A 22750-nucleotide genomic window follows, 5' to 3' on the forward strand; every position below is an offset into this window, starting at 1 on the left:
CTGCTTTCACACGCGCTTAGTCATCATCGTCATCCGCTTCAACCGTCAGAAACGCCCCCCGCTTCGGTGCGGGCATCACGGAGTGTTCGCCTTTGATGGCTTTCCAGATAATCTCGTTGAACAGCCGGTCGTCAATTTTGTCGGCGTAACGCAGGTCAATTTTCTCCGACTGCCGGGCGGGTTCGGTCATGGCCGTGTTTTTGGCGTCGAGGTCCACGCTGGTCGGGATGTGGGTGTAGGGTGTGAGGGTGGGCGTGTTAGTGAAGCAGGCGAACATCGGCGTGGCAGCCGCGTCGTACTGGCTCATCGGTGGTAATCCCAGAATCAATTCCATCGTCCTGAGCATACCCGAGGTCGAGTACATCGTGTGCTCCACATGCCTGCGCTTCGTGTAGGGGCTGATGACGAGCGCGGGCGACCGGTGGGCGTCCACATGGTCGGCCCCGTTCTGGGCATCGTCTTCGAGGATAAACACGGCTGATTCTTTCCAGATGGGACTTTTTGAGAGGTGTTCGATGAACCGCCCAACGGCCAGATCGTTGTCGGCAACGTGGGCAATGGGCGTCGGCGCACCAATTCTGGCTCCGCTGGTGTGGTTGTTGCCGAGCCGGATGCTGCTGAAGTGCGGCACGGCGTTGATGGCGATGAGCGAATCGACATCTTTTTTCCAGACTTCGACCCGGTCAATGTCCTTGATTCGCAGGTTGTAGTCGGGATAGTTGGGCGCAAACCGACCGTCTAAGGCCGAGCCTTTCTTGCGGGAATACGCTTCAAATTCGCCGTAGCTGCGGTAGCGCAGTCCTGCCCGCTGGCAATAATCCCAGATGAATCCCTTTTTCGGATACGCTACCGGTCGGCTGCCTTCGTAGTCATACGTACCACCCCGACCGCCGTAGCTCGTGGGCCAGGTTTTTTCGACGTAATCTGTGGCGTAAGCGGCCATGCTCCAGTTGTGGCCGTCGGCGCTCACCTCGGCATCGACGTAGAAGTTGTCTAACAGCACGAACTCGCGGGCCAGGGCGTGCTGATTCGGCGTGACTTTTTCGGGAAACAAACACAGCGAAGTGTCGCCGTTACCGCCGGGCATATCGCCAAACACCTGATCGTAGGTTCGGTTTTCCTTGATGATGTAAAAAACGTATTTGATAGCCGATGATTTCTCGCCCACTTTCTTGGGGATTGGCGATGCACCTGCTTCGCCAACGGCTACTTTCTCTTTTTCCTTCGTGTACGGTGTGTTCTGGTAAACCTGTTTTGACAGCGTCGCTAACTGGGCCGGTTTAGGAAGCTCAAACATGGACAACGTTCCCTTAAACAAGCCGCCGATGTATTCGGTCCCGGACTCGCGACGCTTGAATGGGTTGGGCCCGTTCGGGTTCGCCTGGGAGGAAAAGCCCTTGCCGTTCGCGACCAATACTTTGTTGCCGACTACCGTTACCGCCGTTGGATACCAGCCCGTTGGAATGAATCCCACTGACCGGCTTTTACCCGGCTTCGCTACGTCAAACACGGTCAGACAGTTGTTATCCGCATTGGCCACGAGCAGCGTCTTGCCGTCCGGCGTCAGGGCCAGACCGTTGGGCGTACTGCCCGCCGGAGAGTCGGGAAACAGGGCCGTGTTGAGCGTTTCGAGCACTCGGCGGGTTTTTACGTCGATCACCGACACCGAGTTATCGTTGGCGTTTGCAACGAACAGCGTGTTGCCGCTCTGAGAAAACTTCATGTCGTTGGGGTGACTCCCGGTTTTAATTTCGCCGGTTAGTTTTCCCTGTTTAGGATCGTAGACAACGATTTTCTCCCCGCCCCAAACCGAAATAAACAGTTCATCCGACACGGGCGAGCGCAGGCAGGTGTAGGCCTCGGCGGGCAGTTTAACCCGGCTCGTGATCTGCTTTGCGCTTAGGTCGCAGACGTACAGCGTACTGTCATCTTTCGTGACGGCGTAGAGTGTTTTACCGGTTTTATCCGTCTCGATACCCGCCACTGAAATTCGCACGGGCCAGGGTTGCCCCAATATGACCGAGTCAGTTTTAATGAGTTGGTCGCCCGACACGTCATAAATCAGGATGCGGTTGTCGTTACCGCCCGATGCCAGCAACTGTTTTCCGTTCGGGGTAAAGCGCAAACCAACCCATGATTTCGTGATGGGTACTTCGCTCAGCGTTTTCTCTCCCTTTATATCAATAAGCTGGATTGTCTGCGTGCTTTGCCCGTTGTTGGTCACTGCTAATCGGCTGCGGTTGGGCGAAACGGCCATGTTGAGGGGCAAGTCACCCAGCGGCAACGAGCGGCCATAGGGCGTCAGGCTCCAGCCATTGGGGAGCGTCAGCCGCTGTGTGGCTGATGTGCGGGTTGGCTGGGCTGGTTTTGGAGCCTGAGCGAACGTCAGCAACGAAGCGAAAACCAGTAGAAACGAAGGTAGTAGAGCACGCATGTTGAGGGGGTTTTCGACAAATATAGAGCCGATTCCGTTGCGCGGTGTTACGGGGGTGTTAAGGCGATTTACTGACGCAACAGCCAGGCTACGGTCGCCTTCGGATCGGCGATGGACCACGAATGGGGGTTGCGAACTTTTTGCTGTTTGCGGTAGCCCTTGCCGGACGTTTGCACATAAACCGCTTTCGTATTACCGCCCGCCCGCAAATAAGTAATGAGGGCCACGCAGTCGAGCGTGTTCATATCGTACAGGTCGCGATTTCGTTCGGTCATCTGCCACTCAATATCCGGTTCGCTGATTAAACGAATTGGTGTGTTTTCCAGTAAGTTAGGGTTCCGCCGGTTCGTATCGGAGTGGCAATAAGGTGACTTGGCAAGGTACTCTTTCAGATGGCTTGACGGTTCGCCCCCAAATTCCTGGCGCATCCGTTCGGTGAAGAAAGTCGCTTCGTTAACAGCCACATCCGCTTTGCTTTGGCGCTTCACCTTCTGCATACTGTCGTACATCCGCACAAAATCCAACGGTGGGTCAATGGAAAAAACGGCGTTTGGTCGGGGCAGATTTGCCGAGGCAGCCGCCCGTTCTGCGTATCGAACGGCCCCACTACCACCTAATGAGAATCCACCGATGTACAGCTTTTTGCCCGTGAGTTTGTAGGTAGTCTGCACGTCCTGAATCACGTCGCCGAGCGTCTGCTGAGAGATATCGTCGACGTAAAACGATTGAAAACCCTGCTGCAACGTAGCGATCACGGTTACTAAACCCTGCCGGGCTGCTTCTTTCGGTAAGTCGGTTTCGGTGTATACGTATTCCGGGAGTTCGCCATACCCCGGCAGCAGAACCAGCAAGCCTTTCGGCGGGCCAACCGGCATGACCGTCATATAGTAGTTGACGGCGCTGTCTTCAGGATTGCGAAACGTGATCGTCGTTTTTTGAGCGAATGCGCCAATCGTCAGTAACAGATTAATGATGAGCAGGGAAGCCAGTTTCATGGGCAATTTATTGGTCACGCTAAAGGTAAACCTATGCTTGGCAGTGTGTGGGTTAATATACCTTAAAAACAGACGAAGCCGCTGGCCTGATGCCAACGGCTTCTGTACTTGAACAGACAAATTAGCGAACCGACTGACTCTGTGCCTTAGGCTACATCAGCGTCACTGGCCACAAATTCAGCAGCTAACTGTTCCGAAGCGGCAACGCTGGTCGTTACACCCAAAAATTTTAGTGTGTTAAACAAAGTAGTTCCGCTTATGGCGTAATTAGCCGTATTGGGATTACCCGACTCATATTCAAATGATTCGTCAGCAGTTTTGTCCTTACCGGCTTGTACAGCAGCTTTCAGCTTTATCGTGAAGCCGTTTTGAACGTTGCCATTTGAACCCGGGTCGAACGTTATTGACTGACCTGCCATCTGTTTACCGTAACTGTCGGTGGTGTACGTCTGACCAGAGTTGGTCGTGTAAACTACTTCGGGGTCTACGTTAAACGCTCCCCGGTCAATGAGGTAATAATTTCCAATCGCTTGCATAAAAGAGGATTCCTCAGCTACCCGTTACTGATATCCAGTAACATTGTCTTTGGTAGGTCAAAGGTATTAGCTGATGGCTGCGCTGACTGGCTTAAATGAGAAAAGAGTTAGCTCATTTGAGTAATCTTAATTCTATACGGGCTTGATGTTTATTTAAACTATATAAAAGTTACAAAATTTATTGATTGCACGACACGATATCCGCGTTAATGGTTACCATCAAATTAAGTCATCAGGATCGTTTATCGCTTTAAAAAACGTCAGCACAAATCACTTTCAACGCGCTTCATGGCTTAAATCGCTGTTTACACCGCTTCCAGCATCGACACCGCTTTTGCTTCGAGGATGGTTTCGCCCATGAGGTAGCAATCGGCGGCTCGGGCGGCTTCGCGGCCCTCTGAGATGGCCCACACCACCAGCGACTGTCCCCGGCGCATGTCCCCGGCGGCAAAAACCTTTGGGTTAGTTGTGGTTTGGTAGTTAGTCGTTTTCACGTTGCCGCGCTCGTCATATTCTAGACCAAGATCGTCTAACAGCCCATTGTGTTGCGGGTGCAGAAAACCAGCGGCCAGCAGCGCCAGTTCGCAGGGGACATCGCGCTCCGAGCCGGGCAACTCGACCATCTGCATTTTACCGCCTTCATTTTGCCACGTCAAGTCCACCAGGCGCAACGCTTTCAAATTGCCGTTCTCGTCGCCGATGAACGCTTTGGTATTGATCGACCACTGCCGCTCACAGCCTTCTTCGTGCGAGGTACTGGTGCGGAGCATCATCGGCCAGTTGGGCCAGGGTGTGTTTGCCGCGCGATCTTTGGGAGGCATCGGCATTAGCTCGATCTGGGTGACGCTGGCGGCCCCGTGCCGGTTCGACGTCCCGACGCAGTCCGAACCCGTGTCGCCACCGCCAATAACCACCACGTTTTTACCCGTTGCCAACAGGTCGCCGTCGCCGTAGGGAACCCCCTGATGATCGACCTGCACGGGTCGGTTGGCATTGCGTTTGTTCTGCTGGCTCAGAAATTCCATCGCTGGGTAAACGCCTTTCAGGTCGCGGCCCGGAATGGGTAAATCGCGCGGAACGGTCGAGCCACCGGTGAGCATCACCAGGTCAAACTGCTCCATCAAATCGGCCGCTTTCACGTCCACGCCGACATTGACGCCGGTTTTGAACAGAATACCTTCGGCTTCCATAACGGCCAACCGACGGTCGATGGTCCACTTTTCAAGCTTGAAATCGGGGATGCCGTAGCGCAGCAAGCCACCGATCTGGTCGGCCCGCTCAAACAGGGTCACGATATGACCCGCCTTGTTCAGTTGAGCCGCTGCCGCCAATCCAGCCGGGCCGGAACCAACGACCGCAACCTGTTTGCCGGTCCGCACTTTGGGTGGGTTGGCCCGCACGTAACCCTTCTCAAAAGCCACTTCCGCAATTGACTTCTCGATAAACTCGATGGCAACGGGCGGTTTGTTGATACCCAGTACGCAGGACGCTTCGCAGGGCGCGGGGCAGATGCGGCCCGTGAACTCCGGGAAGTTGTTGGTGCTGGCCAGAATCTCGTAGGCGTAGGCCCAGTTCTGCTCATACACCGCGTCGTTGAACTCTGGAATGATGTTGCCCAGCGGACAGCCGCTGTGGCAGAACGGCGTTCCGCAGTCCATGCAGCGGGCAGCCTGCCGCCCGGAGTCCTGCTCGGAGAACGGCACGTCAATTTCTTTGTAGTCGTGAATGCGCTCCTGCGGATCGCGCTTTTTGGGCAGCTCCCGCGTAAACTCTAAAAATCCGGTCGGTTTTCCCATTGTGGTTGTATGCTACGGGGTTGGGCAGTGAAATCTCATGCCCATAATTCCATTTCTGGAACGTGTAAAATCGCTTTCTGCTGGTTGATTTTCTTAATTTGACTTTGATGAAGGGTTTCTACGGCGATTGTCTTGCCACTCGCATTAACAAATTCAATCTCAAAGCCTTGCTGGTCACCGTGAACCATAGCAACTGTGCCAACGTCACCACGTATTAAATCAGCACCTGGTAAATCAACTAACAGCGCGACCAAATCACTTTCCTTAATCATGATCGTTTCAGTTTGGATATGCTGTTACTAATTTAGGAACTTCCTCGCCGTTTGCAATAAACCATACGGATCGAATTGAATATTGTTTGCCGTTTGGACATTCCATCCAGCCTTCAACAACATACCGAATGCCAAAGTCGGTGTCGATAATCTTTGCAACCTCATTGGCGAGTACATGGCTTAGTAAGGCCACCCGGAGATGATCTGGGTTTTCTTTAGTAAAGCCTACGATCTCGTAAAAAGCGGCTTTACCTTTATTTTGTGGGTGAGCGTGATCTAACAGGTAGCTTGTTAGCTTTCGGTCAGGAACATCGGCATTATCTGTGTTCGGTAACTTCATCGATTCACCCCGGCGTCACATCCACCGTAATATCCTGATAAACGGCGTTTTTGTCGCGGATATGATCGGCGAGTGCGATGCCCCGCCCGGCTAATGCTTTGCGGAAATCGCCCGGCATCACCTTCACAAACCGGCTGATCTGCCGGTTCCAGTCCTGCATCAGGGCCAGCGCCACGTTACTGGTGGTATACTCAAAGTGCTTCTCGATGTACTCGCGCACGATGCCGTGGTCTTCGTCGTTCAGTTCTTCTAAGCTCACCATTTCCCCGTTCACCTTGGCCGCAAATGTGCCATCCTGATCGTACACGTACGCCACCCCGCCCGACATTCCGGCTGCGAAATTGCGGCCTGTCTGCCCCAGGATGATCGCTAAGCCACCGGTCATGTATTCCAGACCATGATCGCCCACGCCCTCAACCACAACCTTCGCGCCGGAGTTGCGAACGCCAAACCGCTCGCCCGCCATGCCCCGAATGAAGGCTTCGCCCGACGTAGCACCGTAGAACGACACGTTGCCGACAATGCTGTTCTCTTCCGGCTTGAACTGGGCCGCCCGGTCCGGGTACACGATCAACTGCGCCCCACACAGACCCTTGCCGAAGTAATCGTTGGCGTCGCCTTCGAGTTCGAGTTTAATGCCCGCCGTGGCGAAAGCCCCAAAACTCTGCCCCGCCGTGCCGCGCAGCTTGATGTGAATCGTGCTGTCGGGCAGACCCGGTCCGCCGTACAGCTTGGAGATTTCGTTCGACAACATCGTCCCAATGCTCCGGTCGATGTTCTGCACCGGGAACTCCGCATAAACTGACTCCGCCGAGTCCAGCGCGGGTTTCGCTATCTCAATTAGTTTGCGGTCTAGCACCTCGTCTAAGTAATGATTCTGCTCTTCCTGCTTGTAGAGGGCCACGTCGAGGTTCGTCGGGTGTTTGTAGAGCAGGGCGTCGAGGTTAATGTTTTTGTATTTCCAGTGCGGCAGGTCGGGGCGGAGTTCGAGCATCTGCGCCTGACCAACCATCTCATTGATGGTTCGGAAACCCAGTTCGGCCATGATCTCGCGCAGTTCCATCGCCAGGAACGTGAACATACTCACGACGTGCTCCGGCTTACCGGTAAACAGGGCGCGGAGTTCCTTGTTCTGCGTGGCCACGCCCACCGGGCAGGTATTCAGGTGACACTTGCGCATCATAATGCAGCCCGCAGCCACCAACGCGGCCGTGGCCACGCCGAACTCTTCGGCACCGAGCAGGGCCGCAATGGCTAAGTCCCGGCCGGTGCGCATCTGTCCATCGGCCTGCACCGTTACGCGCCCCCGCAGCTTGTTCCGAACCAGCGTTTGGTGCGCTTCGGCCAGCCCCAGTTCCCACGGCAAACCCGCGTGGCGGATGCTCGACAGGGGAGAGGCTCCTGTGCCGCCGTCGTGGCCCGAAATCAGGATATGGTCGGCGTGGGCTTTGGCAACCCCGGCGGCAATGGTTCCAACGCCCGCTTCCGACACTAACTTGACGCTGATGCGGGCGTCGCGGTTGGCGTTTTTGAGGTCGGAGATGAGTTGGGCAAGATCTTCAATCGAATAAATGTCGTGGTGGGGTGGGGGCGAAATCAGCCCGACGCCCGGTGTGCTGTGCCGCGTCCGACCGATCCAGTCATCCACTTTGAAGCCGGGTAGTTGGCCTCCTTCGCCGGGCTTGGCTCCCTGTGCCATCTTAATTTGCAGCTCGCGGGCGTTGGTCAGGTAGTGGCTCGTGACCCCAAACCGGCCCGATGCCACCTGCTTAATGCCCGAATTCATGCTGTCGCCGTTGGGTAGGGGCTTGTAGCGCAGTTCATCCTCACCGCCTTCCCCAGAGTTGCTTTTGCCGCCGATGCGGTTCATGGCAATGGCCAGCGTAGTATGCGCTTCCCACGAAATGGACCCGAACGACATGGCTCCCGTGGCAAACCGTTTGAAGATGCTTTCAACGGGTTCAACCTCATCGATTGGAACGGCTGTTCCTTTTTTGAACTTCAGCAGACCGCGCAACGTGATCGCACTTTTGTCCTGATTGTCAATCAGCTTCGAGTATTTCTTAAACAGCGAATAATCGTTCCGCTGCGTCGATTGTTGGAGCAGGTGAATCGTGTCGGGGTTAAAAATGTGCTTTTCGCCCCGCTGTTTCCACTGGTAGATACCGCCCACTTCGAGCCGGGGTGCCAGCACGGGCATGTCGGGAAACGCGACGCAGTGCCGGATTTTAATTTCGCAGGCAATTTCGTCTAACCCCATCCCGCCGATGCGAGACACGGTACCGGTGAAATAACGATTGACAACGGTTTCGTTCAGACCCAGGCACTCGAAAATCATTGCGCCCTGGTACGACTGGAGCGTTGAGATGCCCATCTTGGAGAAGATTTTGAGCAATTCGCCATTGACTGCTTTGACGTAATTTTTGTAGAGCTTGTCAAGGTCGTAATCAACCTGCAACAGCCCGCGTTCCTTCATGTTGGCAATCGTCTCGAACGCCATGTACGGATTCACGCCCGACGCGCCATAGCCGATGAGTGTGGCGACGTGGTGCGTTTCCCAAACGTCGCCCGCTTCAACTACGATACCGACCTTACCACGCAACCCGCGATGGATTAAATAGTGGTGAATGGCCGACGTGGACAGCAGCGACGGAATAGGGGCGTGGCTGGAGTCGATGGCGCGGTCCGACAACACCAAAATCGAATACCCGTCCTGAATGGCATCTTCGGCGTAGCGGCAAATGCGGTCAAGGGCACGTTCGAGCGATTTGCCCTGCCCGTCGGCCGTGAACAGGCAGTTGATCGTTTTGGCCTGGAATTTTGGCCGGTCAATAAACCGCAGTTTGTCGAACTCAGGCGTTGTCAGCACCGGCTGGTCGAGTTCCACCTGCCGACAGTGTTCCGGCGATTCGCTGAGCAGGTTATACGTGGCCCCGACGAACGAAATAAGCGACATGATGGACCGTTCCCGAATGGAGTCGATGGGCGGGTTTGTCACCTGCGCGAACAACTGCTTGAAGTAATGACTCAGGTGCTGGCTTTGCTCCGACAAAACGGCTAATGGCACGTCGGTGCCCATCGAGCCGAGGGCTTCCTTACCCGTTTCGACCATAGGCCCCAGAATCATCCGCAGATCTTCGGACGTGAATCCGAACGCCTGCTGCATCCGCATCAGTTTAATCGGGTCGTAGTGGCTGTAGGTCCTGATTGGTGCTTCGAGGTCCTGAATCCTGATTTTATTTTCGTTCAGCCACGTCTGATACGGCTGGCGCAAACTGATTTGCTCTTTAATTTCCTCATCGGCCACAATGCGACCCTGCTCCATGTCGACCAAGAACATTTTGCCCGGCTGCAACCGGCCTTTCGTCACCACTTTTGCCGGGTCGATGTCCAGAACGCCTACCTCCGACGCCATAATAACGATGTCTTCGTTAGTGACCCAAAACCGCGACGGACGCAGGCCATTCCGGTCGAGGGTAGCGCCCACAATACGGCCGTCCGTGAAGGAGATTGACGCCGGGCCATCCCACGGCTCAATCAGGGCCGCGTGGTACTCGTAGAAGGCTTTCCGAACGGGGTCCATCTGCTCGTTGCCGTCCCAGGCTTCGGGAATCAGCATCATCATCACGTGCGGCAGCGACCGCCCGCTCATAACGAGCAACTCAATGGCGTTGTCGAGGTTAGCCGAATCGGACTGTTTTGGGTCGCAGATGGGTAGGAGCATATCCATCTCGTCCTTGGTGAAGTTCGCCGATTCGAGCAGGCCTTCGGCGGCTTTCATCCAGTTGACGTTGCCGCGCACGGTATTAATTTCGCCGTTGTGGGCAATATAGCGAAACGGCTGAGCCAGCTTCCACGAGGGGAACGTATTGGTCGAAAACCGCGAATGCACCACACCGAGGGCCGAAACAACGTCTTCGTGCTGAAGATCGGGAAAGTACGGTTCGAGTTGAAGCGTCGTCAATTGCCCCTTGTAGGTGATGGTCCGGCAGGAGAGCGACGAGAAGTAAAAATGGTCGACGTCTGCTACCGTTTCGTTGATAATGCGGGTGCTGTAATTACGCAGAATATAAAGTTTACGCTCAAAATCGTCGGTATTGGTAATGTCGGCCGGGCGCTTAATAAATACCTGCTCCATTTGTGGTTCGCAGGAGCGCGATCCAGTGCCGAGTTCGCCGTTGTTAACCGGCACCACGCGGTAACAAAGCAGTTCCAGGCCCAGCCGTTTCATTTTTCGGTTCAGCACGGCCCGGCATTCTTCGCGTAGCCACACGTCTTTCGGAAAGTAAACCATGCCAACGCCGTATTCTCCGGCAGAGGGCAGGTGAATACCTAACTTGCGGGTTTCGTCTAGGAAGAACTCGTGCGGAATCTGGATGAGCAGACCCGCACCATCGCCGGTATTCCCTTCAGCGCCAACGGCCCCCCGGTGTTCCATACGCCGGAGCATCTGAAGCGCGTCGGACACGATTTGGTGGGACTTGCGGCCTTTAATATGGGCCACGAAGCCGATGCCACAGTTGTCATGTTCAAATTCGGGGCGGTAGAGGCCGGTGGTAGACGCGTTTGCTACCGAGGGCGTTACTTGGTCAACCTGATCAGACATGGTCGTAACAGTGTTGGGTTATGCCGATGTTTTTGCCATTTTTTATTAAAATGGCAAAAAAGGTCGACTGATTTAGTAAAATTCACATTTATACTGACCACGGCGGGGTAATCGAATCAGAAGTTAACAGCCGGGCTGACGAGTGTATATGGCAAAGTCACGCAATATAATACAAAAAATATTTGGCAAAAGTGCTTTTTTACGGAATTAGATAGCAATTTCCGTTGATTATCAGTTTGATTATAATCGTTCTTTGAAAGTCAATATAAGGCTTACTTATGTGCTTGTTTCTGTATGTTTCTAAAGGGTATATATCGGGTTTTAACCAAAAAAAGCCGCTCAAATGAGCGGCTTTCCTATTTTTAGTGATCCGGCTGGGATTCGAACCCAGGACCCATACATTAAAAGTGTATTGCTCTACCAGCTGAGCTACCAGATCATTTCCCCGATTTGGGAATGCAAAAGTACGTTTTCAATTCCAAAATCGCAATTAGTGCCCTAAAAAAAAGTTAGTTTCTGCGTCAATTTCACCGCTTCGACGGCCTCCCGTACGTCGTGGACCCGCAGAATGGCCGCCCCCTTCAGGAGTGCGGTTGTGTTCAGTACGGTAGTGCCGTTAAGCGCTTCATCGGCACTGATTTCCAACGTTTTCCAGATGGTCGCTTTGCGCGAGATTCCTACTAAAATCGGTTCGCTGAACAGGCTCAACGCATCGAGGTTGCTCAGTAAGTCAAAATTTTGAGCGGGTGTCTTGGCAAACCCAAAACCGGGGTCTAAAATAATATCATTGACACCTGATGCCCTCAAGGCAGCTAATTGAGCGGCTAATTCATCAATCACCTCCGTCACTACGTTCCCGTAGGTCGCCAGCGACTGCATGGTCTGGGGTGTGCCCCGGAGGTGCATCAACACGTACGGAACGCCCGGCAGGCTGGCAACCGTGGAAAACATAGCTGAGTCAAGCGTACCGCCCGACACGTCGTTGATCAGGCTCGCTCCGGCGTCAATGGCCTGTCGCGCTACCGATGACCGAAACGTGTCAATCGAAATGAGCGTATCAGGAAAACTGCTCAGGATGGCTTCGATGACGGGAAGCACTCGGTCAGCTTCTTCGCCGGGGCTAACGTCGGCCGCGCCGGGACGGGTCGAGTAGCCGCCAATGTCTAAGAACGTGGCTCCGTCGGCCAGCATTTTACGTGCCGTTTCAACCGCTTTTTCGGTGGCTACCCGACTGCCGGTAAAGAACGAATCGGGCGTCACGTTCAAAATGCCCATCACGGCGGGCACGGTCAGGTCAACCAGCCGCCCCCGGCAGTTCAGGGTGTGCCGCCGAAGCGGAGTGCCGCCCAGCGAGATGCCGCCCAGCATTTTTTTCGTAACTTTCGACATTAAAATAGCTGGTTAGTTAGCCAGTCGGTCAGTTACTGAGTGCTGACGCGCGTTGAACTGACTAACTCGCCGACTGACCAACTGACTTGACTTAATCTCTGTGAATACCGAAACCGAATATCGGCAGATTGTTCAGCGCTGCAAGGACTTGTTCCTCAAAAAGAATAAAGACTACGGCACCGCCTGGCGAATTCTGCGCTTGCCCAGCATCACCGATCAGATTTTTATTAAAGCCCAGCGCATCCGAACGTTGCAGGAAACGGGCGTGAGCAAAGTGGGCGAAGGTGTCGAGCCGGAGTTCGTCGGGATCATCAACTACTGCGTTATGGCCCTGATTCAGATGGAATTAGCCCACGAACGTAACGACGTGGATGCCGGTACGCCGGAGCGGGCCTTCCGACCGCAACGCATTGACATTCCGGCTAATGAACTCGAACAGCTCTACGACGAACAGATTGGCCGGGTTATTGAGTTGCTGTTTGCCAAGAACCACGACTACGGCGAGGCCTGGCGCGACATGCGTGTGAGTTCGATGACCGACATTATTCTGATGAAACTGATGCGTACCAAGCAGATTGAGGATAACCGGGGAAACACCTTGGTTTCGGAAGGTGTTGAGGCCAATTATATGGATATGATTAACTACGCCGTTTTTTGTTTGATCAAGATGAATTTATCTCCGACAGGATTATAGCCGGGCCGCCGTTGCGGATTGACAGCCTGTTACTGCTGTCCGTTATTATCCCGTTAATCCTCTAATCCTGTCAAAAAGTACGATGAACATAACTGCAACACCACCTAAACTAAAAACCGGAACGCCACCCATGCTCTGGGCGGCCCGGATTGCCCGCTTTCTGGTGGGTACTGTCTTTGTTTTCTCCGGCCTCATCAAGCTCAACGATCCCGTTGGGACGCAGATTAAGTTTGAAGAATATTTTGAAGTTTTCGCCCAGGATCTGCCGTTCCTGCATGATTTCTTCATGGCCTTAGTGCCGCTCACACTGACGATGTCGGTGCTGTTCTGCGCGGCTGAAATTATCCTCGGCGTGGCGCTGATGGTTTCTTACAAACCTAAGGTCACAGTTTGGCTGCTGTTCTTTCTGATCGTATTCTTCACGTTTCTGACGTTCTATTCGGCTTACTTTGACCGCGTAACGGACTGTGGCTGTTTTGGTGACGCCATCAAACTCAAGCCTTGGACGTCGTTCGGTAAAGACGTTGTGCTAACCGTACTGATTCTGTTCATTATCGGTCATCGTAACCGCATCACCCCCCGCAACAACGGCTGGTTCGTTGGGTTGGTAACGGTGTTCACGCTGGGGCTGGGTATTTACGCTATTGAATTTCTTCCTCCGCTCGATTTGCTGCCCTATGCTGTTGGCAAGAGTATTCCGGCGCAGATGAAACCGTCGGAGCCGCTGCGTTACAAATACATCATGGAGAAAAACGGGAACACAAAATCCTTTGAGCAGTATCCAACCGATACCACGTATAAGTTTAAAGAAATGGTGCTGATTAACGAAAGCGCCAAGCCAAAAATCACTGACTATCGCGTTTGGAACGACAATCTGGAGGGCGACTTTACCCAACAGACGTTTGTGGGTAATAAACTTTTTGTTGTCGTAAAGAACACCAAAGACATCGATGCGGGCAGTATTCCCGCCATTCGTTCCTTAGTCGGGAAGTTGAAGGGTTCTTCCATCGAAACGTATATGCTGACTTCGGTCAGCGACGAGGAAATCGACGCGTTTCGGGCGCAGTACCAATTGCCGCTCAAGCATTATAAGGTAGACGCAACCGTACTAAAAACCATCATGCGGTCGAATCCCGGTACGTGGCTCCTGAAAGACGGCGTTGTGCGCGGTAAGTGGCACTACAACACCACGCCGGACGCGGCAGAGGTACTTGAAAAAGTAAAATGAGCGAAAGAGCGAATGAGTGAAAGAGCGAAAACCATCTGGCGTTTTCGCTCTTTCACTCATTCGCTCTTTCGCTCTTTATTGCATGAAAAACATCTTCCTCATCGGTATGCCTTCTTCCGGCAAGAGTACGCTGGGTAAGCGCATTGCCGATGCGCTCCACTACCGGTTCATAGATACCGACCGGCTCATCGTTCGCCAGGAGGGCCGGTCAATTGCCGACATCTTCACGCAGGCGGGTGAGGCTTATTTTCGGGAAGCCGAACGGCGGGTGCTGCGGACAATCCGGCCCGGTAGCAGCTTAGTAGTCTCCACCGGTGGCGGCATGCCCTGCTTTCACGATAACATGAGCTACATCAACGCTACGGGCGTCTCTGTCTTCCTGGATGTGCCGGTGGCGGTGCTTCACAGTCGGATGGTTGCTCACGCCCAGCATGACCGTCCGTTGTATAGCCCTGACAATCCTGATTTGCTCCGCAGTCTACAGGAGCGCTACGAGACTCGCCTGTCATTCTATACCCAGGCCAACATTTGCATTCCGGGAGAACCGGACGAAGAGGAGATCCTCAGGCAGGTGGGGGAGTGGTTGTAAAAGAGGAGGGCGTCAACTTTGCCAAAGCTCTGAAGCTTTGGCAAAGTTGACGCCCTCCTCTTTCATTGCTTAAAAGAACACGCCGATGGATAACGTTGCATTCGCATTGCGATTACTGGTTAAAACGGTGGGCGTGTCCACGTCGGTAGGAAGCTGGTAGGGAGAAAATCCTGATTTAGTCGTTATATAGGAACCGGACAGGTCCGCAAAGAAACGCTCGTTACGAACGCCTAAGCCACCCGAAATCAGCACTTTGTCCCGGTCTGCCCGCGCTACCCGGTCCAGATCAAGTTTGTAAGCACTGGGTAGGTAAGCAACACCACCCCGGAGTCGAAGCAGGCCCAGCCGAAATTCAGCACCACCGCGCACATTCAGTACGTTCTGGTACGTTTCCTTAACCGCCCCCTGCACATCGTTTCTAAAATCGGTGTTATCCAGTTGGGTGTCGAAATAGGACGTCCGGACCCGCATACCCGAGTAACCTACGTATTCTGCCGTAGCCGTTACAAATCCGATTTTACCACCCCCAATAAAGTAGGTCAACCCACCGGATGCCCGCAATGGAGTTTGCAGCGTATACTCGAAATTGTCAAAAGGGGTGACAACATCGATGCTATTGGTTTGCAATTGCAGCGCCGGGTCATTAGCAACGGCGGATAGTCGCTGACTAAACGTTTCTCTAACACTACCAACGGACGGTGAAACAACGGTTGCACCCACTTGTAACTGACTGTTGAGTCTGTAAATCAGACCCAACGTCGCGTTAAATCCACTACCCGACACATCAAATCGGTTGGTTTGACCATAATTTGCAAATGTCCGGCCGCCGATGGGCGTTTCGGTAAATATGAATTCCGAAGAGTAGCGTAACCGCGTCAGTGCAACCGACGCACCCACATACAACTTATCATCTAAATTACCCGCGTAGGCCAGCGACCATTGCGAATGAGCACCCGACCGGCTGATAGTCGCCCGCTGCTCTTTAGGCGTATTCGCGTCGAAGCGGGTGTACGGTGGCCCCGAATAGTTTTGCGCCGGTATGTCGGTCGGATTGATTAGAAACAACCGATAGGCGGCTGCTTCCCTGAACGAAACCTGATTTGTCGATGGATCGTAGTCGTTATCCAAATCAGTTTCGCTGTAGGCTTCATCGTTTGCCGCATTGACATACGTTTGCGCGATTGAGGAGTTGGGATTGAGATTCCGGCCGCGTGCGTCAATATAATCGTGGAAGTTTACCGATTGCGAATAGGTAATACCCAACGCCGTCCGGCGCCAGCGTCGGGTACCGTTGTCGTTTCTTCCCGCTAATATGGCTCCAAACTGACCAATACTAACCTTACCCTGATTGCCGGTTGTTTGCGCCCCTAAAAATGTGCTCTGGTTATTGGCCAGATTAAGCGATGGGCTGAAACTCAGTTCGGAACGGTTATAAAAACCTAACCCAGCCGGATTGCCGAACAGGTTGCTGGCGTCTCCTCCGAGTGCCGAATGATTGCCGCCAAGACCACGAAAACGGGCAGTGCCACTTTGTGTGAAATCAGAGAACCGGAAAGCGTCGTCAGCATAATCAGCGGCCGGTCCCTGCGCGTAGCCTATGTGGGAGAGCAACGCTAACGTTGCTGCGCACGTGAACAATTTTTTCATGATTTCCAGATAAATCGAAGAGTACAGACCTGTAACCATTGGTTAGAATAACGAACCGATAAAACGTTTAATGGCCGGAGTGGTCTTTCGTTTAGTAAAAACGAAAATCCCCGCTAATTGTCAGTATCAGCGGGGATTTTTTATTAATTGTTAATCGAATACTGTCTATCGTGGGCCACGGGAGCTACCGCCACTTGAGCGGCTACCGCCCGATGAACTACCTGACGAGCTGCTGCTGCCGCTACTGTAGCTGGGCGAAGGCGCACTGGCTGCGGGCGCACTATAACTCTGCGATGGCTGACTGTAGCTGCTCCGGCTTTGGCTTTGATACGACGGTTGACTGCTGCTCTGCGATGGCTGGCTGTAACTACCCCGGCTCTGACTTTGGTAGGACGGAGACGGTTGGCTATAGCTGCTTCTGCCACCACTGCTGCTTTCTGAAGGCGTGTAGCTACCGCGTGAACTTTGCCGGGGACGAGCATAATAGTCGCTATTGCTGTTAACAGTTGGTGTTGAATTTACGGATGAACCGGGGTTCGTATTAGCCGACCGACCGTTGCTGCTGGTACCATTATCATAATAGTAGCTACCGCGACTACTGTTGCCGGGACGGGAATAGTAACCGCTGTTGTTGCCCCGGTTATTGCTGTATGTGCCGTTGCTTGCAGAAGCCGGGTTGCTGCTGCCACGCCGACCGCCACCGTTCGGGTTGTAGGTGCGGGCCGAGTTGTCGAAATCAGATGCATAACGCCCTGCCGAGCGGGCATTACTCGGCGAGTAGTTCCGGTTGCGGTACGGATCGGCACCTCTCACGATAACATTGTTAACGATTACTGGTCGGCCATAGCCACCGCCCCAACCGCCAAAGCCACCGCCGTAGAACGAGTTGTAGCCACCAAATCCACCACCGTAGTAAGGGTTGTAGAACGAGTCATAAAACCCGTTTCCATAACCGCCGTACCCACCAAAACCACCGTAGGCAAATGAGTTGCCGTAGAAAGGTGAGTAGAACGGATCATAGAATCCGCCACCGAAGCGATTGAAGCCACCGCCCCAGCCGCCAAAGCCACCCAGTCCTAAGCCAAGGCCCAGACCGCTGTAGAAACCGGTGTTGTTGAAACCCCAGCGATTCCAGCTATAAGCCGACGTGCTGGCAGCATTGTAGCCATTAACGAAGCCGGAATTGTAGTCAGCCTGATCGTTCCAGCCCGGATCGGGCGACAGACCCCGGTTGAGTTTGCGGGCGCTCAGCTCCGTATAGTACTCATCGGAGTTGGCATTGTAGCCCTGCTGCTCGTCGGAGTACTCCGGATTGTCGTTGCGGGACAACCGCTGTAGACGCTCCTCGCGTTGTTGCTGACGGCTGGGCCGCTGCGCTACCGTAGACACATCCGACGACGTGCTCGCGTACACGGCCGCATTGGTCGAGTTCGCGTACAAATCGTCCATTTCACCGACATTCTGGGCGGTCTGACGGCTGGAAGAACAACTCCAGAGACCCATCAGCGCGGCCAGTGTCAGGTAGCGGTATGACTGTTGCGTTTTCATTTAGCAAAGGGGATTTATCGTAAAAGCTGTGACATGCACCGTCTCATATACATAAACACGAGACCGGGTTGTTTGATTACAAAAATAGGATAAAAACCTATCTTTGCAACTTTTCACTTATTAGATTCTGATTAGAATCGAATGGTTTAATTCAGTTAGAAAAAGATTTTGGACGCACTCCATTATCGGTCACACCCAACATGGCAAAAGCAATTCCGTCCCGTAGTGAAAACTACTCTGAGTGGTATAACGAATTAGTGAAACGGGCCGATCTGGCTGAGAACTCTCCCGTGCGCGGCTGCATGGTCATTAAGCCGTACGGGTTTGCAATCTGGGAAAAAATGCAGCGGGCCTTAGACGATATGTTTAAGGAAACCGATCACCAGAATGCTTATTTCCCGCTGTTCATTCCCAAATCGTTTCTGAGTAAAGAAGCCTCCCACGTCGAGGGGTTTGCCAAAGAGTGCGCTGTGGTGACGCACTACCGGCTCAAAAACGCCGAAGACGGGTCGGGCGTTATTGTTGACCCCGACGCCAAACTCGAAGAAGAACTCATTGTTCGGCCCACGTCCGAAACCGTGATTTGGAGTACCTACAAAAACTGGATTCAGTCCTATCGCGATCTGCCACTGCTCATCAACCAGTGGGCCAATGTGGTGCGGTGGGAAATGCGCACCCGGATTTTTCTGCGCACGACCGAGTTTCTGTGGCAGGAAGGGCACACGGCCCACGCCACTGAAGCCGAAGCCCAGTTTGAAACGCGTCAGATGCTGGACATCTACGCCCGATTTGCTGAAGAATGGATGGCGATGCCCGTTATCCGGGGCACAAAAACCGCCAATGAGCGCTTCGCCGGGGCCGTTGATACGCTGTGCATCGAAGCCATGATGCAGGATGGCAAGGCGCTACAGGCGGGTACGTCGCATTTTCTGGGTCAGAACTTCGCGAAGGCCTTCGACGTGCAGTTTCTGAACAAGCAGAACACGTTGGAGTACGTTTGGGGAACGTCGTGGGGATCGTCGACGCGTCTGATGGGGGCGCTCATCATGGCCCACTCCGACGACGATGGGCTGGTGCTGCCCCCAAAACTGGCGCCCATCCAAGTGGTAATTGTGCCCATCTATCGGACCGATGAGCAGTTGGAAGCCATTTCGACTAAAATCAAACCGCTGGTTCAGGAATTGAAAAAGGCGGGCGTCTCAGTCAAGTACGACGATTCCGACGCTAACAAGCCCGGCTGGAAATTTGCCGAGTACGAACTGCGGGGCGTTCCAATTCGTCTGGCGATGGGCGGACGCGACCTGGAAAACGGCACTGTCGAAATTGCCCGGCGCGACCTTAAAACCAAAGAAACGGTACCATTCGACGGGCTTACTGAGCGCATCAGAACGCTGTTAGACGACATTCAGCAGGCTATTTATGACAAGGCGTACGCGTTCCGTCAGGCCAACACGTTCCGGGTCGATACGTTGCAGGAGTTTGAGGAGCAGCTCGAAAAGGGCGGTTTCCTGGTGGCACACTGGGACGGCACGTCCGAAACCGAAGACGCCATCAAAGAAGCCACCAAAGCCACCATCCGGTGCATTCCGTTGGATCAGGAAGCCGAAGACGGCGTTTGCATCTACTCTGGCAAACCGTCCAAAGGCCGGGTCGTGTTTGCGCGGGCTTATTAACGGGCGTTTGTCGGTTTTCACGCCAACGCCAGCCGAAATTCGGTACCGGTTCCCTGCTCTGACCGGACACTGATCTGGCAGGCGATGGCGCGGGCTAAATCGCGGATGAGGTGCAGTCCCAGCCCGCTTTTGCCGCTGATAGCCGCGTCGTTGGTGTACAAAGCGCTCAGTTGATCCTCCGACATACCGGGGCCATTATCACGGATGGTCAGCACTACCCGCCCGTTTTCGGACCGAGCCTGCCACTGAATGTGGGCCGGTCGGAATCGCTCCGGCGAACCGGCCGCATCACCGCCGATGCGGCCGGGCTTGTTTTTCAGGGCGTTGATGGCGTTGCTGGTCAGGTTTTGCATAATGGTGCGGAGGTAGTCCTCATCGGTGGCTACCTGCAATCCGTCGGGGGCGTCGAAACTGAACCGCACGTTGGGTACGTTGGCGAAAAGCCGTTGCTGGTAATTGAACAGCGTTTCGACGGGAATGACTTTTACGTCGGGTTTAAATTGCTGCATCTGCCCCTTACTCCAGAGCAGCATCGACTCCATCGTATCGAGCAGGCCCTCGGCGGCTTCGGTAACGGTTTGCTGATGGCGGGCTACCTGATCGGGGGGCAGCAGGTCGGGACTTGTGCGCTGGAGGTGCAGAAAATTAATCAGGTTAGCAACGGGGCCGCGCAAATCGTGGCTCAGAATGGCGAAGAACCGGGTCTTTACCTGATTGGCCTCATCGAGTTCCTGATTCAGGTGGAGTAGGGTCGTATTGGTCAGTTTACGGGTGCGGCTTTGCCAGTACAGTAGCCCCCCAATCACCAGCAACAGCCCGACGCCCACCAGCAGAGCTAATTGCTGGCGTTGCTGCCCGGCAATAGCCAGCCGGTTGATTTCGAGTTGTTTATCGCGGAGTTCAATTTCGCGCTTTCCTTCCAGCCCGGCAATCTTGTTCTTGGCCTCCTGCGAATACAGTGAATCCTGCACGGCCTGATACGCCCGAAAGTTCTCGTAAGCGCCCTTATAGTTACCCGTTAGTGCCTGTAATTCGGCCAGATTTCCCCGAAAATGAGCCAGATCGCCCACCTCACCCTTGTCGCTACTGAGCCGGATGGCGTCGGTCAGATATCGCTTGGCCAATTGCAGTCGGGCGGTCCGGTCGGTGGGCTGGATAGTAGCCGTACTGGGGCTGGGGTGGCGCACCAGATCGAAATAGGCCACGCCGAGGTTCGCTAAGTTGCTGACGGCATTAAGGTTTCGCGGATTATAGCTGTCCCAGCGTTGTTTGGCCCTCAGCGCGTAGTCGATTTTTCGGCGGTAATCGCTCTGCATGGCAATGGCCAGGTTGCCGTAAGTTTTGGCCAGACCTTCCTGGTTGCCCACTTTCTGATGTTCAACTAAAGCCCGCAACCCATATTGCCGGGCTTTGGGCCAATCTTCCATTAGCGTGTACAGGGCCGCCATACTACTTAGTGAACCAGCCAGTTCGCGCCGAGCGTTGATGTCGGGGTTGCGTTGTTGCTGCCGCAGGACCAGCGACCGCCGACCAAATTGCAGGGCTTTGGGGTAGTTTTTCTGAATCCGATAAATCTCCGAAACATTGTCGAGGCCGATGCCAATTAGGTAGTTATCGCGGTTGGCCTCGGCGTATTTTAATCCTTCAAAATAGTAGCGCGTAGCGGCTGGGTAATTAGAGCGGATATTGTGTTCGGCCACCCCGAGGTTATTGGTGGTGCTGGACAGATTCCAGGTGTCGCCCAGTGTTTTGTAGATCGCAATCGCTTTTAGAAGATAGTGTCGGCAGGAGTCGTAGTTGCCTTTATCGCTGTAGGCCCGGCCCAGGTAACTATTGAACACCCCAATGCCCCGTTGCCAGTTCATGCGGGTAGTGTGCTGCAACCCTAACCGGCTGTAATGCAGCGCCTGATCGACGCTAACAAAAAAATATTCATCGGCAATAACCCGGTACAGCCGCCCTTTCACGGTGTCGTTGGCGGCTTTAGGCAGTTCGGCCACTAACGAGTCGATAAGCACACGCCCCTGCTTCTGCGCCAGTACCGGGGCGGTCAGCAACAGAAAAAGCAGGATTAGAAAAGTACGCATTGGCTCAAATGGCTTTGTCGACGTAATCAGGCAAATCGGTTGGTCTGCTGCGGGTTAATCCCATTCAGTGCCGCCCGGTAACTCCGGCCAATCGGTAACGTAAACTGCTGGGCGTGAACCTGCTGGGCGTCAATCCGATCAATATAGTGCCGCTGTACGGCGTAGCTGCGGTGAATACGCAGAAACGACTGAAACGCTACTTCCTGTACCAGATTGCCGATGGATGACAGCACCGTGTACTGCTGAGTGGCCGTCACGATACGCGTATAGTCTTTAAGCCCCTCCAGATACACAATTTCGTACAGGTTTACCTTAATCTGCTGGTGACCATCCTTGATAAACACCGTATCGACCCCCAAACTCAGGTCGAACAACTGCGCCTTTCGGGTCAGGTCGAAAAACGCCTGAATGCGGGCCATCACGTGACTGAATCGCTCGGCCCGGATGGGTTTCACGATGTAATCGAAGGCGTCGACCGCAAAACTTTCGGCCGCATAGTCCGGGTAAGCCGTAATAAATACGCAAACCGGCACCTGCATCAGACTCGCCCGCAGGTCCAGCCCGCTCAGGCCGGGCATATCGACGTCGAGTAACAGCACGTCGACCGGCTGGTTTTGCACGACGGGTAAGGCTTCGGTGGCCGACGCAAACACCCCGATAATGTCGAGCAGCGGGTACTGCCGGGCGTGCGCCAAAGCGGTCAGCCGGTCAATCTCGTTATCATCGACAATAACGCAGGAATGGGTATTGTGGGGCATTGCCTTAGCAAACAGTCAGTTACTCAAATATAGGCGCTTTTTTGATTATAAATTAACCGGTTGCTCAAAGTGACCGGTTGTTTGTCGATTCAAACGGTCGTTGGTCGAGGCCGTATTGTGAGCGCCGATCAATCCGGGCAATTTCAACCCGTCATTGA

16 protein-coding genes and 1 tRNA gene are annotated in these 22750 nt (G+C 54.0%); 4 read left to right on the forward strand and 13 right to left on the reverse strand.

Going from position 1 to position 22750, the window contains the following annotated elements:
• Positions 1-16: 16 nt before the first annotated feature.
• The 9 genes from ACYVHB_RS28080 to folP form a co-directional block, all read right to left on the reverse strand.
• Positions 17-2434 (reverse strand): YVTN family beta-propeller repeat protein, encoded by a 2418-nt coding sequence (locus tag ACYVHB_RS28080; RefSeq protein ID WP_461055217.1) that lies wholly within the window; start codon positions 2432-2434, stop codon positions 17-19.
• Positions 2435-2502: 68 nt separating this feature from the next.
• Positions 2503-3429 carry an alpha/beta hydrolase gene (locus ACYVHB_RS28085; RefSeq protein ID WP_461055218.1) on the reverse strand — a complete coding sequence of 309 codons (927 nt, stop codon included), beginning with the start codon at positions 3427-3429 and terminating at the stop codon, positions 2503-2505.
• A 146-nt stretch (positions 3430-3575) separates the two neighbouring features.
• Positions 3576-3965 (reverse strand): hypothetical protein, encoded by a 390-nt coding sequence (locus ACYVHB_RS28090; RefSeq protein ID WP_461055219.1) that lies wholly within the window; start codon positions 3963-3965, stop codon positions 3576-3578.
• Positions 3966-4270: 305 nt separating this feature from the next.
• Positions 4271-5761 (reverse strand): glutamate synthase subunit beta, encoded by a 1491-nt coding sequence (locus ACYVHB_RS28095; protein WP_461055220.1) that lies wholly within the window; start codon positions 5759-5761, stop codon positions 4271-4273.
• Positions 5762-5796: 35 nt separating this feature from the next.
• A complete protein-coding gene (locus ACYVHB_RS28100; RefSeq protein WP_461055221.1) occupies positions 5797-6033 on the reverse strand; it encodes a DUF4926 domain-containing protein in 237 nt (78 codons plus the stop codon).
• A 7-nt stretch (positions 6034-6040) separates the two neighbouring features.
• Positions 6041-6373 carry a DUF6883 domain-containing protein gene (locus ACYVHB_RS28105; protein WP_461055222.1) on the reverse strand — a complete coding sequence of 111 codons (333 nt, stop codon included), beginning with the start codon at positions 6371-6373 and terminating at the stop codon, positions 6041-6043.
• Between the two features lie 4 nt (positions 6374-6377).
• On the reverse strand, positions 6378-10979 hold the full coding sequence (gene gltB / locus ACYVHB_RS28110; RefSeq protein ID WP_461055223.1) for a glutamate synthase large subunit: 4602 nt from the start codon (positions 10977-10979) through the stop codon (positions 6378-6380).
• Positions 10980-11345: 366 nt separating this feature from the next.
• Positions 11346-11418: transfer RNA gene (locus ACYVHB_RS28115), tRNA-Lys, on the reverse strand.
• Between the two features lie 59 nt (positions 11419-11477).
• Positions 11478-12368 (reverse strand): dihydropteroate synthase, encoded by an 891-nt coding sequence (gene folP, locus ACYVHB_RS28120; protein WP_461055224.1) that lies wholly within the window; start codon positions 12366-12368, stop codon positions 11478-11480.
• Positions 12369-12468: 100 nt separating this feature from the next.
• On the opposite strand from folP, the gene ACYVHB_RS28125 reads away from it, so the two are divergent.
• From ACYVHB_RS28125 to ACYVHB_RS28135, 3 genes are all read left to right on the forward strand, one after another.
• Entirely contained in the window at positions 12469-13062 is a 594-nt protein-coding gene (locus ACYVHB_RS28125; protein WP_461055225.1) for a DUF1599 domain-containing protein, read from the forward strand.
• Between the two features lie 82 nt (positions 13063-13144).
• Positions 13145-14290 (forward strand): BT_3928 family protein, encoded by a 1146-nt coding sequence (locus ACYVHB_RS28130; RefSeq protein ID WP_461055226.1) that lies wholly within the window; start codon positions 13145-13147, stop codon positions 14288-14290.
• Between the two features lie 82 nt (positions 14291-14372).
• The gene (locus ACYVHB_RS28135; protein WP_461055227.1) at positions 14373-14879 is read left to right on the forward strand and encodes a shikimate kinase; all 507 of its coding nucleotides are present in this window, start codon (positions 14373-14375) and stop codon (positions 14877-14879) included.
• A gap of 69 nt (positions 14880-14948) precedes the next feature.
• Here ACYVHB_RS28135 and ACYVHB_RS28140 read toward each other — a convergent pair whose 3' ends face one another.
• Both ACYVHB_RS28140 and ACYVHB_RS28145 read right to left on the reverse strand, forming a co-directional pair.
• Positions 14949-16526: a hypothetical protein gene (locus ACYVHB_RS28140; protein ID WP_461055228.1), complete on the reverse strand. Its 1578-nt coding sequence runs from the start codon at positions 16524-16526 to the stop codon at positions 14949-14951.
• Between the two features lie 165 nt (positions 16527-16691).
• Positions 16692-18074, reverse strand: a complete 1383-nt coding sequence (locus ACYVHB_RS28145; RefSeq protein WP_461055229.1) for a hypothetical protein — start codon at positions 18072-18074, stop codon at positions 16692-16694.
• A gap of 200 nt (positions 18075-18274) precedes the next feature.
• Between ACYVHB_RS28145 and proS the strand changes: the two genes are divergently transcribed.
• Entirely contained in the window at positions 18275-19747 is a 1473-nt protein-coding gene (gene proS / locus ACYVHB_RS28150) for a proline--tRNA ligase (protein ID WP_461055230.1), read from the forward strand.
• A 17-nt stretch (positions 19748-19764) separates the two neighbouring features.
• Here proS and ACYVHB_RS28155 read toward each other — a convergent pair whose 3' ends face one another.
• Both ACYVHB_RS28155 and ACYVHB_RS28160 read right to left on the reverse strand, forming a co-directional pair.
• Positions 19765-21834, reverse strand: a complete 2070-nt coding sequence (locus tag ACYVHB_RS28155) for an ATP-binding protein (RefSeq protein ID WP_461055231.1) — start codon at positions 21832-21834, stop codon at positions 19765-19767.
• Positions 21835-21860: 26 nt separating this feature from the next.
• Positions 21861-22592, reverse strand: a complete 732-nt coding sequence (locus ACYVHB_RS28160; protein WP_461055232.1) for a LytR/AlgR family response regulator transcription factor — start codon at positions 22590-22592, stop codon at positions 21861-21863.
• Between the last annotated feature and the right edge of the window lie 158 nt (positions 22593-22750).

The sequence above is a fragment of the Spirosoma arcticum genome, from assembly GCF_054779955.1.